Below are 15,309 nucleotides of genomic sequence, written 5' to 3'. Positions count from 1 at the left end.
AATTATTCTGAAACTTTACTCCTTCTATTTTTTACTTACGATCTTAACTTCTTCGTTGCCTCACTGGTAATAATCTTCTTAGTCTGTTCAACATTACCTAATCTTCTCGTTGTTTCAATACTTTGCTGAAGCCTTCTTGTAGTTTCCATTAGTTCAATTCTTCTAGTCTGTTCAGCTAATTGATTCATTTGCTGCAAAGTTCTAGTTGCTTCAGCTAAGTTATTTGAATTTACTTGAGTAACTAACTTATTCATTAATTCATAATATTGGTATTCATTAAGAATATCGTTGTTAATACCACTTAAAAATACTTGAGAACTAGAAGCTGGCGTTACCTGACTAACTGCTATAATGTTTTCTGTTCTATTGGTAGCTGGATCTTCATAAGTTATTTTTACATCTAATATATTTCCATTAAAGTTTGGTGGAATAGACGTTTCACCAAATATTCTAACAACTCCTTCTATAGCTCCTAATTTAACTGGTGGTCCAGAATAATTTAATAACTTAACTTGTGATGGTGAGTTTATTTCTACTATGACATTTTTAGCACCTACTTGAGTCACAGCGGCTTGAGGTAAAGAATTCGCTATCTCCATTGGATCTTGAATATGATTAAGAATACCGCCAGTTTTATCCGCTAAAACCTTAAGTAACTGCTCATTATAATCATCACCAATACCAAATGAAATTACCTTAAACCCATCTGGGAATTGAAGTTTTTCGTATGCGTCAGTATTTGTTAAATCTGTTGGATTACCGTCTGTTAGTAAAATAATATAACCTGGTATTCCGTGCTTTTTAGCTATTTGAATAGCAGTTGACAAAGCAGTATATAATACAGTGTTACCTTGAGCTGTTACACTAGAAATTGTCTCACCTACAGACCCTGAGGTATCTGCGAATTCAATCAAAGTATTTACTGTAGAAGAAAATGTAATAAATGTAATTTTATTTCCTGGAGGAATTTTATTTAATAACTGTAATGCACCTTGTTTTGCCGTCTCTATCTTAATTCCAGCCATTGATCCAGAGGTATCTAATAAAATTATATAATGAAATCCAGTTGCAACGGATACTCTTTCTGGGACTAAAATTAATCTAAAAACTCCCCTAACAGGTGAGGTAAAAGAGTACTTATGACTAAACTCTAGCCTAGCTGAGATTGTCAAAAAAATCACCCAACTTTTATTCAGCCAAAACTTTAACAATAGTCTGATTTCCAAGTTTTATTATTGTATTAGGACTAATTTTTTGTTTTCCTTTAACTGGTTGAAATAATTTCCCATCGTAAATATAAGTTCCATTTGTACTATTAAGATCCTCAATATAAAGTTCTCCTCCTTCAAGTGAGATTAATGCATGTCTTCTTGATACTTCTGGATCAGGAACTATAATTACATTCTCTGGACTTCTTCCGACTGAAATAGATGGAAAGATATCGAAGCTTAATGGTATTTTCTGGTTAATCAATCCAGCGTAAGGTGTTTGGATGAAGAGTAAATAATATTTTTGCGTTACTTGTTGGGCAGGAGGTATTGTTGGGCTTGGTGGAGTTGTTGGTGGAGGTGTTGTAACAACTTGTTGCTGAACAGGTTGCATTGTATTTGGTTGTTGTAATGATTGGTCTACTGGCGGGGGTGGAGGTGTTTGGGCTGGTGGAGTTGGCGGGGGTGGAGTAATAACTTGTTGTTGTGCTTCAACTTGTTGTGGTTGTTGTAATGATTGGTCTACTGGCGGGGGTGGAGGTGTTTGGGCTGGTGGAGTAAATTGAGTATCAGCTGGCTTTTGTGCACCACATTTAATACAAAAACTTGCATCATCAGCATTCTCATATCCACAAACGGGACATTTCCATGGCATACATAAAGTATTTTGTATAAAAGTATTTATAGTTTTACTCACGTAATATTCATAGTAGAAATGACTATAAGTCTAAAAATTAAATCCTCACATAGCTATGTTAGTATTGAAAAACCTACTCAAATTAGTCTTATAATTAGGGTTGTTCCTGAGACTTTTGTTCAATTTACTGGTATTCACTATGTAATTCTTATTGATAATAGCCCTTCTATGCGTAAAGACAATAAGTTAGATGTTGCTATAGCTGCTGCAAATAAACTTTCTTATGAGATTCCACCCGGAAACTATATTTCAATTTATCTTTTCTCTAATGATTTAGAGAAAATTTATGAAGGTCCATCAGGTAATCCTATAGCTTTGCAAAATGTTAAGAAAGGATATACTACGAATTTACATAAAGCCCTAAGTAAAATTTTACAACAGCTAGCTTACGTTCAATTACCAGTTAAATTGATCATATTATCTGATGGTAAACCTACTGATAAGAGAAATGTAAAGGAGTATGAGGGACTTCAAGTACCCCCAAACGTTCAGATTATTTCGATCGGAATCGGAAGAGATTATAATGAAGTCATATTAAAGAGAATGGCTGACAAAGGTTCTGGAGTGTATTATCATATAGAAGACCCTACTCAACTGCCATCAGTATTTGCTCAACAAAAGGTTAGTGAGGTTGCTGGCTATAATTTTGTCTTAAATGTTCCACCAGGTTTTGAGGTTATTAATTATGAGGTTCCAGTAAATATTCCAATAATTGATAGGACTATATCAATTTATGCGATTGGAACAATACCTCCTGGAACTCAGCCAGTTCAGCTATTATTTACTGGAAGTTATTACGATCCAGCTAAAAGAATTAACGTTCCTATTAATGAACAACTAATTATACCAAGAGGTAATGAGGTTCAAGTGATACAAGGTGTAAATCAAGGTATTTTATCTGAGGTCAGATACTATAGTCTGCTTAAACAATATAGTAACGCTATAGCAAGTGGGAGTAAAGATGCTACTGTAATAGCACAAGAGCTTAGAGTAGCAGCTGAGCAAACAAGAAGGGAAGATTTAATAGAAGAAACTAGAAGGCTTACTGGTGATTCAAAGACAGATTTATCTGAAGTTACGAGAACTATGAGAAAAAGTTAAAAGGAAATATGATTGATTTTTGTGTGGTATGATCAAATTAACGTTCTTTCATGATGTGATTTGTCCTTTCTGTTTCGTTATGTCTAAAAGACTTAAAAATGTAGTAAGAGAATTTAAGGGAGAAGTTATTGTTAAGCATAAGGCATTCTCTATCATTTCATCACTAGAGGACTTGAAGGAAATAGCTCCTACAATAGAAGATGCTAGAAAAGTATTTCTTAGTGAATTTCAAATAGTGAAAAAATATTTTCCAGACTACGATCCAGAGAAAGTTATTAGTAAGGGTAAAATAGGTTATGTGTGGTCAATTCCACCTTTGATGGCATGTAAGGCAGCAGAATTTCAAAAGGGCGATGAAGGTCATTGGGAATACTTTGATAAAGCCCAAGACAAGTTCTTCCTGGAGGGAGAAGATGTCACACAAGATGAGGTTCTTATTAAAATCGCAGAAGAAGTTGGATTAGATGTGGAACAGTTTAAGAGGGACTTTAAATCTAAAAAAGCAAAGTTAGCTGTAATAGAAGATGAAGAAGAAGCTAAAGCTATGGGTATTCATGGTGTTCCAGCTATTTTAATTAATGATGTCTGGCTTGTGAGAGGTGTTCAATCAGAAGATTTCTTAAGACAAACAATTGAAGACATATTAGAGCACGGCGAACCGAAAAATGTAAAGCTAAAAGCTTTTTGGGAGAGAGAATAAAGTATTACACATGAAAGCTGTAAAAAACTACATGTCAAGTCCAGTATTTCAAGTTGAAGCAAATACGTCTATACAAGAAGTATGTAAGCTAATGATGGAAAGAGGAGTAGGTTCAGTAATAGTCACTGAAAATGGTGAACCTAAGGGTATTTTTACAGATAGAGATGCTGTAAGAGCGTTTTCAATGGGTTTAAATCCTACAGATGAAGTCAGGTTAGCCTCTACAATGGGTAATTTAATAACTGTAGATGAAGATACCGATGTTTTTGTAGCAATAGATATAATGACTAAAAATAAGATCAGGCATTTACCAGTAAAAGACAAGGAAGGGAAGATTATAGGGATGTTTGCAATAACAGATATCTCTAAAGCACTTCATGATGTATTCCCATAAGAAATATATAGGGATATAAATATATAGGAGTAGAACTATTTTTTCAATGTGAAATACTTGGAGTTATTGCCTAGTGATGCAAAAACACTAAAACATAGCCTTAGTGCAATATATCATAATGACGGAAAAAAAGAGGAAATAGATCTAAGTTATAGCAAAATCTCCCAAATAACAAGTGATAATTATGATTTCATTTTTTCCCATAAATTACTTAACGGTGAGGCTTTAATTTTAAAGAACATAACTAGCTTTCTGATCATTGATACAAGGTTTTTTAGATACATAAGAAGTAAAAAATTGAACTTGAACTTAAAGGGAAAAACTCTTCAGATAGGTTCTCCGTTAACAAATGCCACGGTCACAGTCAGTAATGATTTGGCATATTTTTACGTTGATAACCTAGTGAATTCTGTTTACCCTCTTCCCTTTAGAGATAACTCTTTCGATAACGTGATTATTTCTGAGATCTTAGATTATGATATCATTAGAGAAGCATCAAGGGTCTTAAAGAATAATGGTAAGGCCTATTTAATTATTAATGCCTTTGATGGAGTTAGACCAGTAGAAGCTATCAAGGTTCTTTCAATCAAGTTTAATATTAAATTTGCAAGAGAGTTGGAAGGATTTTGGATAATTGAAGGCACAAAAAAGAATTAATACGAAAATAACTATATCAACTTATGAGTAAGCTAATAAGCCTAGAAGAGGGAATTAAACTGGTTAGAGAAGGAGAAACAATTACCATAAGCGGTATGTCATTTCATAGGAATCCTATGGGATTTATATACGAATTAGTGAAAAGTGGTACTAAAAATTTAGGTTTCGTTGATAGAGAACCAGGTTTCGGTCTTGAAATACTTCTTAAATATGGAGTAGTAAGGAGAGTTAGGGCCCCAATGGTTACTTTAGAATGGTTTGGAATACCCCCATATTTTAGAAGGAAAGTCGAACAAGGAGAGATTGAATATTTGGAAGATACTTGTGGAGCCTTTATAGCCGGAATAAGAGCAGGAGCTTTTGGAGTCCCTTTTATGCCGGTTAAAGGAATAATAGGTTCGGATTTAGTAAAATTACATGAAAAAGTTGGTAGTTGGAAAGTAATTGAAGACCCATTTACTAATGAGAAAATCGTCCTAGTTAAAGCAATAATTCCAGATGTTGCCATAATTCATGTTCATAAAGCTGATGAAGAAGGAAATGCTGAGATTTTAGGCCCATTATATGAGGACGAATACAAGGCTAAAGCTGCAAAGAAAGTAATAATAACTGCTGAAGAGATAGTACCTAAATCTTATTTTTATGGAAAAAGACCAACAATAAACGCTGAATATGTTACAGCAGTAATTCATTTACCTAGAGGTGCGGAACCAACAAGTATGTTTGGATTATATGATGTTGATTGGGAAAAGATAATTGAGGAATTACAGCCAATTGGTTAAGAGAGCGGAAAGGCTTTAACTCTATGAGAACTCATAATCCCTCTAAAGCAGACCTAAGATTATAGGGGTCAACTTTATTTATAAAATTCAAATCTTCTTGAGTAACTTCTACTTTTCCTACATTTTCGCATATAATATCGAAATCTGTATTATCTTTTATTACATTACAATTACTCCACGGATATACATGAGTTACAATCCATTTTTTAAACCCTCTATCATATTTCATTATACCTAAGTTAGTTACTAGAAAAACATTATTATTTGAATATTTAGCGGTGCCTGTGATAAAATCAACTTTCTTCACTAATGAACGTTTTGAATGTTTTAGATTCCAAAGTATCACTTTTTTTGCTAAAGGCATTAGATATGCTGTTGCTGCACCTCCTGTAAGTCTAACTTTTGGTTTTTCATAACTTCCAATAACTGAAAGATTTACGTTTGTTTCTTCATCTATTTGTACCGGTCCTAGAAACATTACGTCTAATAAGCCTTTTTGAAATAAATCAAATGAATCAGCAGTTATCATTACTGGAGCTTCTTCAGAATAAAATGGATTACCGGTTGAAGGGGAAATGGAAACACTTTTTGGGTTATCAGCTTCTGCAACTCCCAAAATCCTAATTTTCTTATTGTAAACATCTCGAGCTAGAAAAGCACCAAGAATTGCTGGAATAGAATTTAATCCTATGTATACTTTTTCTCCATCCTCTAAAAGTAATGAAATAGCTTTACTTACATGTTCAATTATCATGGGAAAATATAAACCTACACTAATTTTAATTTTTTATTACCTTGCGGAAGTGTTCAAGGATATTCTTACGGTTAGGTTTGTTAAAGGCTTAACATATATTGTATCTTAAACACTAGGTTTTTATTTTCAACATCTAACTATATCATATGAAGGTTTATAAATATGGGGACTATTATTTCGGTGGAGTAAGTCACGTTGTACCAGGTTATTTTCAAGATGTAGTATTTGTGTATAAAAATGGAAATAATTGGACTTCAATTAGTGCAGAAAGATTTAGAACAAACGATTCAAATTTAAATTTAATAAAGGAAAAAATTAAATATGCTACGCATGAGGATGATCTAATAAAGGCTGTTAATGAATTAAGAAAAATAGGTATTACGATCGAGGAGGTAAATAAACCACCTTTCCCAGAAAAATTACTTGAGGGAAAGAAAAAGATACAAGCAGAATTCGATTAATCAGCCCCTGGTTCGTCATCAATATTCAGCCCCGCAGAGTTTCCTCATTATTTAAATATAACCGATTCTACTTTTAAATTCATGTATAGTTTATTTAGGCAAGGTACACAAAAAGAAAGCGGAGAAGATGTATTAAGATCTAATATATTAGCTGTAAGAACCCTATCAGAAATGCTAAAAAGTAGCTTGGGTCCTAGAGGATTAGATAAGATGCTTATAAGCTCAACAAACGATGTAACAGTAACAAATGATGGAGTTACAATAGTTAAAGAAATGGATGTACAGCACCCAGCAGCAAAATTGGTTGTTGAAGCAGCAAAAGCTCAAGATACTCAAGTAGGAGACGGAACAACATCTGCTGTAGTATTAACTGGTTTCTTACTTGAACAAGCTGAGAAACTTTTAGATCAAAAAGTCCATCCAACAATTATTATTGAAGGATATAAAAGAGCTTCAGATATAATTCTTAGTCATAGCAAAGAAGTTGCAATAAAAATAAACACTTCAGATAAAGATTATTTAAGAAAAGTTACTTATACTTCATTATCAAGTAAATTCTTCTCTGGTGAATCTACACTTAACAAAATCATAGACATTTCAATAGATGCTGTAGTTTCTATAGCTAAAAAACAAGACTCGTCTTATAACATAGATCTTTCTGATATAAAATTTGTAAAGAAGAGAGGAGAAAGCGTAGATGAAACAGAACTTATTAGAGGATTTGTCCTAGATAAAGAAGTTGCTCATGAAAATATGCCAAGAAGAATAGAAAAGGCTAAGATAGCTATAATTGATTTTCCACTAGAAGTTGAAAAACCAGAAATCTCTGCAAAAATGAGTTTCACATCACCAGACCAGATAAGAGAGGCATTAGAAGAACAATCTAAATATGTTAAGTCCTTAGTAGATGCTTTAGCAAATGTTGGGGCAAACGTTATTGTTTCTCAAAAGGGTATGGATGATATAGCCTCTTACTTTATGGCTAAGAAGAAAATTATAGGAGTAAAGAATGTGAGTAGAAGTGATTTAGAGAAATTAGCAAAATCTGTTGGGGCAAAAATAATTACAACAATAAAAGATGTTTCACCCGACGATTTAGGATATGCTGAGGTGGTTGAAGAAAGAAAAATAGGAAATTCAAAGGCAGTATTCTTTGAAGGTGCAAAGCAGGGAGATGCTGTAACAATATTAATTAGAGGGTCTAGTGATATTGTTATGGATGAATTAGAGAGAAGTTTTCAAGATTCATTGAATACTGTAAAGAATGTTCTACAGTATCCTTACGTGGTGGCCGGTGGAGGAGCGTTTGAAATGGAGATGGCATTAAAGTTGAGAGAAGAGGCAAGAAAAATTGGAGGTAAAGAACAATTAGCTGTTGAAGCCTATGCTGATGCATTAGAGGAATTTGCTATAACATTAGCTGAAACAGCTGGTTTGGATAGTGTAGATGCTTTAGTTCAATTAAGGAACTTACATAGTAAAGGATTAAGAAATGCTGGGATTAATGTAGAGAGTGGTAAAGTTGAGGAGGATATGGCTAAAATTGGTGTTCTTGATCCATTAATAGTAAAAGAACAAGTTATAAAGAGTTCAACTGAAGCAGCAACAGCAATTTTAAAAATTGATGATTATATTGCAGCTGCTCCAGCAAAACCACAACCACAGCAAGGGCAAGGCGGAGAAGGAGGCGGCGGAATGATGCCCGGAATGATGGGTTAAAAGATAGGATTTCTTTTCCATCCTTTATGAGAAAATCCTTCGCCTTTAAATCTCTCTTCTTCCCAAACATTTCCTCTCTCGTGATAACCTCTTTCTTCCCAAAAACCATCAACATAATCCTTTACAAATTCTATTTCGGTTAACCATTTAGCACTCTTCCAACCATATAAATGGGGAATAAATGGTCTTGCTGGAAATCCGGCTTTGATATCTAACGGTTTTCCATTCATTTTTAAAGCTATTATAGTATCTTCATGTAATGCATCTTCAATAGGAATTGTAGCAGTATATCCATCTAATGAATAGAAAATTACCCATTTTGCCTCATTTTTGACTTTGGCCATTTCAGCTAACTTCTTCAATTTAATTCCTTCCCATTCAACGTCAGCAACACTCCAACCAGTTACACAGTGGAAATCTTTAGTATACTTAGTATCAATCATGTTAAGTAGTTGTTCATATGTAAATTCTAGCTGATTCTCAACTAATCCAGAGATTTTAAGTCTATATTTCTGAATATCAACATGAGGAACTCCTAGTGCTGCGTAATAAATAAACTTTTTCACATAATGTTGATTTGGAGGGGACTGTCTTTGCATAAGATTAGTTATCTTTAACAGTATTTAAAGAAATATTAGAAAAATTAGAACGATGCTGAAGCCCTATATTTAGCCATAGTCTGTGCTTTACTATAACAATTTATTAAATATTTTGCAGTAGCACTCCATCTAAAATTCTCCTCAACTCTTCTAATTCCGTTTTGTCTAACTTTATTCCATAAATCCGTATCGTCTGTCTTTAAAATAAGGTCATCCATATATAAGTAATTCTTATTTTTAGTCTCACTACTCATAGATAGAGCTAATGATGTAAGTATACCCCTATACAATTCCCAGATGTTTTCTGGTCCTATAATAAATCCTGTTCCATTATTTATGTCGCTCCTTAAATCTATAATAGACTCTCTAAGGCCACCAACGGCATAGGCAACAACTGGAGTGCCAACAGCCATAGCCTCAAGAGCTACTATTCCAAAAGGTTCCCATCTAGAAGGGACTACAAATACTGATGCAGCATAGTAAAATAATTTGTAAATATCCTTGGGCATGGAATAAGACGCGATGATCCTAACGTTACCACCAATTTCAGAAGCCTTATTTACTAAGTCATAGAGTAAGCCATAATCACCTGAAGGTAGACCTAAAATTACTAATCTAGCATTTGGTATCTTGTTAACTACCTCCCTAAAAGCTCTTATAAGTAAGTCAACTCCTTTCTGATACACAAGTCTTCCAGCAAATAGGACTAAAGGACCATCATCTAATCTTGTGTATGTCCAATCATCTTTAATCCCAATCCTAAACCTATTATTCCATAAAATGTTTCCAGTAGTATAATCCTCTGGAATTAATCTTAAATTCTCGAGCATATTATATAATCTTCTCCTTACCTCAACTCTGTCCTCTGTATTGAAAATCTTTCTTGCGTAATTTTTAACTTCATCAATACTCCAATCGGTTCCGTTATAAGTTACACAACTTTTGTTCTCTATCCAGTTTCCTATAAAATTGTAAACGTCGTATGTAAGATAACTTTTACTTACTGTAGTTACTACATCAGCTTCCCATGCTCCAAATTTTTCTATCAACCCTTGTGACAACTCATCCCAAACTTGTCTTGTAGTATATAATTTATGGGAAACAACTTGCCAGATATAATGAGGGCAATTGCTTAATCCAGCCCAATCTTCTGAAGCGTAATGCCAAGGAGCTCCAACTTTGTTAAGTAAGTGTATTGTAAACACTAATGGAACTACAACTTTCCTAGTCTCAAAAGTTTGTTTTGCCATTACTCCAGCTAGTACAGCATGCCAATCATGAGCATGAATTACCGAAGGTATATTGCCCGGTATAGAAAAGACAGAATAAGCTTGAACTCCTCTAGCTAATAATGCTGATTTTTCCATTATGTTATTATAAACGTTCCAATTATCAATTAATACTCCAGTATTATAATCAAGTCCTTTAACTAAAATCACATTAAATCCGTCTAATCTCCCTTCTTCAAAACCTAAAGCGTAAGGATACCTCTTTCCGTCCATTCCAATTCTATCTCCATATGCTGTTAAAGAAAGTTCTCTTAGCTTCAACGCTGATCTATATTGGTCATTTAAGTGTCGACCATGACTAGGCATTATTACAGTTACGTTTATTCCTTGCTCAGCTAATCCCTTAGCCATATTATAAACTGCATTCCCCAATCCACCAACACTAGCAACATTTGATAATTCTACTGTTATCATCCAGACGCTTTTTATTTCTTCTGGAAACCAAATTGCTTCTATTCTTTTCATTTCAGCCACTCTTTTAAATATTTTTCATAACCTTTAAATTCCTGAGTCCTATTTATAATTTCCTTAAACTGATTTTCATTCCACGCTTCACTACTTCTCTTTCCATTTTTATAAAATATGAACGGTTCGTTATTAATGTTTAAAAGTTTAAGGAGTTCATCCTGAAACATTGTAATTGCATAAAATTCGTTAATGAATGCATCTATTGGAGAATTAAAAGAACTGAAGTAAGAGTGAACTTCAGCTGGTCCGCCACTTCCTAAAAACATGTAATAATAATGATCACTAGTTGTAAAATATCTCCACGCTTTAAGATATTCCCCTCCAGCTTCTTTTGCTAACATTTCTGTTCTTCTTACCATTTCATCATAAGCCCATTGCATTATATTTCCTAGCCAACTACTTTCATCTTTATTAATGTCTGCCCAAGAAACTGTGGAATCAATAACTATCTCATCATAATATTCCTTATAAACTTCTCTTGGAAGTTTAAATTCCACACCTCTCCTATGAAGTTCTCTCGGTAACCATCTTAAGAAATCAAGGATACCACTTTCTGGCCAATGATGTTCACCAAAAGTTTCATAATCAACAAAGATTAATCCTATTTCTCCCTCAGACCATGATACCCAGTCAGCAAATTTTGAAGCAGTTAAAGGATATTGATCCCATTTTGGGTTAGAAAATCTAAAGGCTATATCATCGCTTAATCTATAATTCCTTAAAAGTAGAGAAAGTTTTGTGTCTCTTATTCTATATACTCTATTTGGACTCTTTCCCTTTAATAGGCTCTCTTTTCCTTCAGTTATTACAACTTTAAATCCTAACTTTTCAATCTCCTTCACTATCCTAGGAGTTAGAAGTAATTCTGTGTTTTCAAAGGTAACAGGTTCTTGTCCAAAATAATCCCTAATTAAATTTTTATGCATTTGGACTTGTTCTTTCCATTCAGTTAAATCTTCCCAAAGAGATGTGATAGAGTGATAATATGTTTGGGATAAGAATTCAACTTTATGTGTGTAAGATAATTGCTGAAATAACTCTAAGACGTCTTTACCCCACTTTTCAGCTTGTTCTATGAAAGTTCCAGATAAGGAAAAAAAGAATTTGAAATCATAACCTTCACTTTCCCCATTTTCAATCTCTTCAAGAAGAATTCTAGTTGCTGGAATATAGCATTTGTTTTTAACTCTCTCAAAAATCTCCCTATTTAAGTTATCATCAAAATATTTTGTCAATGGTCCACCTCTAATAACCGGATCCCAAAAGTAGTTTCTTCGTATCCTAAATGGTTGATGAACTTCAAATCCTATAATCAGTCTTCTCATACTATATTCTTTATAAGTAATGAATTATTAAATTTACATAATGGCATGGAAACTAGAAGATATAAAAGTTATAATCCCTATAGGCGGTGAAGCAACAAGATTAAGACCATTAACCGTGGAAACATCAAAAGCTGCAGTAAGGTTACTAAATAGACCGTTAATAGAATACACGATTTTAGAATTAGCGAGACAAGGTATAAAGGAGTTTATTTTTGGAGTAAAAGGATATGTTAATTATAGGTCTTTATTTGATCTATATAAAGAAGGTATAGGATTTTCAGCAAGGTATCATATAAAGCCAAGAGTTCACTTCAAATATATTCCAAGAGCTGAGACTGTTGGAAATGCACATGCTGTCAAAATTGCTGTAGAATATTATGATGTAAAGGAACCGTTTCTTGTAGTTCAAGGGGATAATCTCTTTAAACTTGATGTTAAGAAAGTTCTTGAGTATCATGAGGAAAAGAAGGCTTTTATGACTATAGTTTTAAAGAAAGTTGAGAGTGTTGAAGAGTTTGGTGTGGCAGAGTTAGATAACGATATGAAAATAAAGAGGTTTGTTGAGAAGCCAAAAAGAAGAGAAGAAGCACCTTCAGATTTGGCAAATACTGGAATTTACGTAATTAGCCCAGAGATACGTGATGTATTTAAGAGCGAAGAAGTAGAGGAAATGTTAAAATTAGGTAAAATGGATTTCGGTAAGGATATAATACCCTACCTTATTAAGAAGGGTTATCCGGTTTATGGATATGTCACAGAAAATCTATGGTTTGATGTTGGTACACCAGATAGATATTTGGAAGCAATGCTAACATTACTAAAGACTCTCTCTGATGAAGATATGCAAGGTCTGAGGATTGATGCTAACAGAAGGATTTTCGTTCAAGGAACTAGTCCGGACTCCAGAAAGAGAAGGGTAATCATAAAGAGAATGTACAAAAAAGGGGATTTAAAACTAGAAGGCGATATACTTATTGGAAGGCATTGTCAAATTGGCAGTGGGACTTACATTGAGGAATCTGCCATAGATAACTTTACAATAATAGGAAAAAGTGTTAAAATTGTGAGAAGTTCTATAATGGATAGAGTATACATAGGAGATAATGCTGTAATTGAAAATTCTATAATTGGTAGACATGTTGAGATAAGATCCACTTCTTCAAAACCTACTAAAATAATTAATAGTGTCATTGCTGATGATGCTGTAATAGGAGAGGGTAGTGAAATTACTAATTCAAAAATCTATCCTCATAAACTTATAAATTCTGAGAGTAAGATATACGATACGATATTAACATGAGATATCTCAATATAGGAAATGGTAGAATATTAATCAATATTGATGAGTTTGGAAGATTAACTGATCTTTATTTTCCATATGTTGGAATGGAAAATCAAAGTGCTGGTAAACCGATTAGATATTATTTCTTTGATGGAAAAAACATATATGAGGATACTAAGTGGAAAGTTACCGTAAATTATATGCAAGATGTAAATATAGCCGAGATACGAGCTGATATAAATGAGACCGTCTCATTAGTGTTTTATGATTTTACAGATCTTCATGATCCACTTTATTACAGAATCATTAAGATTTTGAATAAAGGAAATGAAGAAATAAAGGGAAAACTCATATTTCTTATAGATCTAGATTTATATTCAAGTTCGTTTGGTGACACTGCATTTTTTGATCCTCAAACTTCTTCAATAATACATTATAAATCTAAAAGATATGTAGGTGCGAAGCTTTTTGGAATAATGAAGGAACTAAGTGAGTACACAATAGGAAAAGACGAGGTTTATTATGATGTACAAGATGGGAGGCTTAGTATGAAACCAATTGATAATGGAAATGTACAATTCGCAATGGCTGTAGATTTAGATTTGCTTCCAAAAGGTACAGATAAAGCTTACTTCGTCTTAGCCTTTGAAAGGAAATTATCTGATTTGAGAAAACTTCTTTCAAGGATTTCTCCTACATCAGTTGAGACTACTTTTACAAGTAATTATATGTTTTGGCAAAATTGGATAAGGAGAGCTAAGCAGATCAATGACAAGAACGTAGAAAAATTGTATAAGATAAGTCTACTCGTTATAAAAAATCATATGGATGTCAATGGTTCGATTATAGCTTCTTCCGACTATAGTTTTGTTGGACTATATGGTGACTCATACAATTATTGTTGGCCTAGAGATAGCGCAATTTCAGCTCACGCATTAGATATTGCCGGTTACGGAGATATTGCAATGAAACATTATCAATATATTTCTGAAGTAGTCACAGAAGAAGGTTTTTTGTATCATAAATATAATCCAGATAAGACGTTAGCTAGCTCATGGCATCCATGGATTTTTAGAGGTAAACAGATTTATCCAATTCAAGAAGATGAAACTGCATTACAAGTATGGGCTATTGCTAATCACTATCAAATATACAAAGATATTGATGAACTTATAGATATTTTTAAAAATTTTCTAAAACCAGCAATAAGGTTCCTCATGAGATATGTAGAAGATGGTTTGCCTAAGCCGAGTTTTGATTTATGGGAAGAAAGATATGGTATTCACATTTACACAGTATCAACTGTTTACGGAGCTCTAGTCTCGGCTTCTGAATTAGCAAGGGATATTGGAGATGAAGTATTAGCATCTGACATGCTAGATGTTGCTGAATACATGAAAGAAGAAGTATTAAGAAGAATGGTGCATAATGGCAGATTTATAAGAAGAATTGATGAGAACGGAAACAAAGATCTCGTTATAGATGCTAGTATGTATTCTCCTTACTTTTTCGGAATGGTTGACGTAAGGGATCCTATTATGATTAACACAATAAGAGCTATTGAAAATTCAATAAAGGTAAGTGGCGGTATCGCAAGGTACGAGAATGATATGTACAAAAGAGTAAAGAGTCAGCCTAATCCCTGGATAATTACTACATTATGGTTAGCTGAGTATTATTTAGACCTAGGACAAAGAGAAAAGGCATTAGATTACATTAATTGGGCTATGAGTAGAGCTTTACCTAGTGGATTATTACCAGAACAAGTTGATCCTGAAAATTTTACATCTACTTCTGTCGTTCCTCTAGTGTGGTCTCATGCAGAATTTATAATTACAGTAGATAAGTTAATATCCAGATAAGTAGAAATGAA

15 protein-coding genes are annotated in these 15,309 nt (G+C 33.4%); 9 read left to right on the top strand and 6 right to left on the bottom strand.

Annotated features, from left to right (window positions below):
* Nucleotides 1-35: 35 nt before the first annotated feature.
* Entirely contained in the window at nucleotides 36-1,172 is a 1,137-nt protein-coding gene (locus STK_RS04620) for a VWA domain-containing protein (RefSeq protein ID WP_052846423.1), read from the bottom strand.
* A gap of 16 nt (nucleotides 1,173-1,188) precedes the next feature.
* Nucleotides 1,189-1,863 carry an FHA domain-containing protein gene (locus tag STK_RS04615; protein WP_052846422.1) on the bottom strand — a complete coding sequence of 225 codons (675 nt, stop codon included), beginning with the start codon at nucleotides 1,861-1,863 and terminating at the stop codon, nucleotides 1,189-1,191.
* Between the two features lie 60 nt (nucleotides 1,864-1,923).
* Between STK_RS04615 and STK_RS04610 the strand changes: the two genes are divergently transcribed.
* Genes STK_RS04610 through STK_RS04590 form a run of 5 tightly spaced genes read left to right on the top strand, consistent with a single transcriptional unit; the run spans nucleotide 1,924 to nucleotide 5,539 of the window.
* A complete protein-coding gene (locus STK_RS04610; RefSeq protein ID WP_010978823.1) occupies nucleotides 1,924-3,006 on the top strand; it encodes a VWA domain-containing protein in 1,083 nt (360 codons plus the stop codon).
* A 28-nt stretch (nucleotides 3,007-3,034) separates the two neighbouring features.
* Nucleotides 3,035-3,706, top strand: coding sequence for a DsbA family oxidoreductase (locus STK_RS04605; protein WP_010978822.1), 672 nt, complete (start codon nucleotides 3,035-3,037; stop codon nucleotides 3,704-3,706).
* A gap of 10 nt (nucleotides 3,707-3,716) precedes the next feature.
* Nucleotides 3,717-4,100 carry a CBS domain-containing protein gene (locus STK_RS04600; RefSeq protein WP_010978821.1) on the top strand — a complete coding sequence of 128 codons (384 nt, stop codon included), beginning with the start codon at nucleotides 3,717-3,719 and terminating at the stop codon, nucleotides 4,098-4,100.
* 48 nt (nucleotides 4,101-4,148) lie between these two features.
* On the top strand, nucleotides 4,149-4,757 hold the full coding sequence (locus tag STK_RS04595; protein ID WP_010978820.1) for a methyltransferase domain-containing protein: 609 nt from the start codon (nucleotides 4,149-4,151) through the stop codon (nucleotides 4,755-4,757).
* A 23-nt stretch (nucleotides 4,758-4,780) separates the two neighbouring features.
* Nucleotides 4,781-5,539: a CoA transferase subunit A gene (locus STK_RS04590; protein ID WP_010978819.1), complete on the top strand. Its 759-nt coding sequence runs from the start codon at nucleotides 4,781-4,783 to the stop codon at nucleotides 5,537-5,539.
* Nucleotides 5,540-5,570: 31 nt separating this feature from the next.
* On the opposite strand, the gene STK_RS04585 is transcribed toward STK_RS04590, so the two are convergent.
* The gene (locus tag STK_RS04585; RefSeq protein WP_010978818.1) at nucleotides 5,571-6,293 is read right to left on the bottom strand and encodes a CoA-transferase subunit beta; all 723 of its coding nucleotides are present in this window, start codon (nucleotides 6,291-6,293) and stop codon (nucleotides 5,571-5,573) included.
* A gap of 146 nt (nucleotides 6,294-6,439) precedes the next feature.
* On the opposite strand from STK_RS04585, the gene STK_RS04580 reads away from it, so the two are divergent.
* Both STK_RS04580 and thsA read left to right on the top strand, forming a co-directional pair.
* Nucleotides 6,440-6,754, top strand: coding sequence for a hypothetical protein (locus STK_RS04580; RefSeq protein WP_010978817.1), 315 nt, complete (start codon nucleotides 6,440-6,442; stop codon nucleotides 6,752-6,754).
* Nucleotides 6,755-6,835: 81 nt separating this feature from the next.
* Nucleotides 6,836-8,473, top strand: coding sequence for a thermosome subunit alpha (thsA, locus tag STK_RS04575; RefSeq protein ID WP_010978816.1), 1,638 nt, complete (start codon nucleotides 6,836-6,838; stop codon nucleotides 8,471-8,473).
* On the opposite strand, the gene STK_RS04570 is transcribed toward thsA, so the two are convergent.
* From STK_RS04570 to STK_RS04560, 3 genes are read right to left on the bottom strand one after another with little or no spacing between them, the layout of a single operon-like run.
* Nucleotides 8,470-9,072, bottom strand: coding sequence for a sulfite oxidase-like oxidoreductase (locus tag STK_RS04570; RefSeq protein WP_010978815.1), 603 nt, complete (start codon nucleotides 9,070-9,072; stop codon nucleotides 8,470-8,472). The two genes, thsA and STK_RS04570, sit on opposite strands and share 4 nt — an antisense overlap.
* A gap of 44 nt (nucleotides 9,073-9,116) precedes the next feature.
* Nucleotides 9,117-10,826 carry a glycosyltransferase gene (locus tag STK_RS04565; RefSeq protein WP_052846917.1) on the bottom strand — a complete coding sequence of 570 codons (1,710 nt, stop codon included), beginning with the start codon at nucleotides 10,824-10,826 and terminating at the stop codon, nucleotides 9,117-9,119.
* Nucleotides 10,823-12,154 carry a glycoside hydrolase family 57 protein gene (locus STK_RS04560; RefSeq protein ID WP_010978813.1) on the bottom strand — a complete coding sequence of 444 codons (1,332 nt, stop codon included), beginning with the start codon at nucleotides 12,152-12,154 and terminating at the stop codon, nucleotides 10,823-10,825. The genes STK_RS04565 and STK_RS04560 overlap by 4 nt, the downstream gene beginning before the upstream one ends.
* A gap of 40 nt (nucleotides 12,155-12,194) precedes the next feature.
* Between STK_RS04560 and STK_RS04555 the strand changes: the two genes are divergently transcribed.
* Nucleotides 12,195-13,454 carry a DUF4954 family protein gene (locus tag STK_RS04555; protein WP_010978812.1) on the top strand — a complete coding sequence of 420 codons (1,260 nt, stop codon included), beginning with the start codon at nucleotides 12,195-12,197 and terminating at the stop codon, nucleotides 13,452-13,454.
* Nucleotides 13,451-15,298, top strand: coding sequence for a glycoside hydrolase family 15 protein (locus tag STK_RS04550; RefSeq protein ID WP_010978811.1), 1,848 nt, complete (start codon nucleotides 13,451-13,453; stop codon nucleotides 15,296-15,298). Before STK_RS04555 ends, STK_RS04550 begins: the two co-directional genes overlap by 4 nt.
* Nucleotides 15,299-15,309: the final 11 nt, after the last annotated feature.

This window comes from Sulfurisphaera tokodaii str. 7 (genome assembly GCF_000011205.1).
In the GTDB taxonomy this organism is placed as follows: Archaea; Thermoproteota; Thermoprotei_A; order Sulfolobales; family Sulfolobaceae; genus Sulfurisphaera; species Sulfurisphaera tokodaii.
This window is presented reverse-complemented; position numbering and strand designations above follow the sequence as displayed.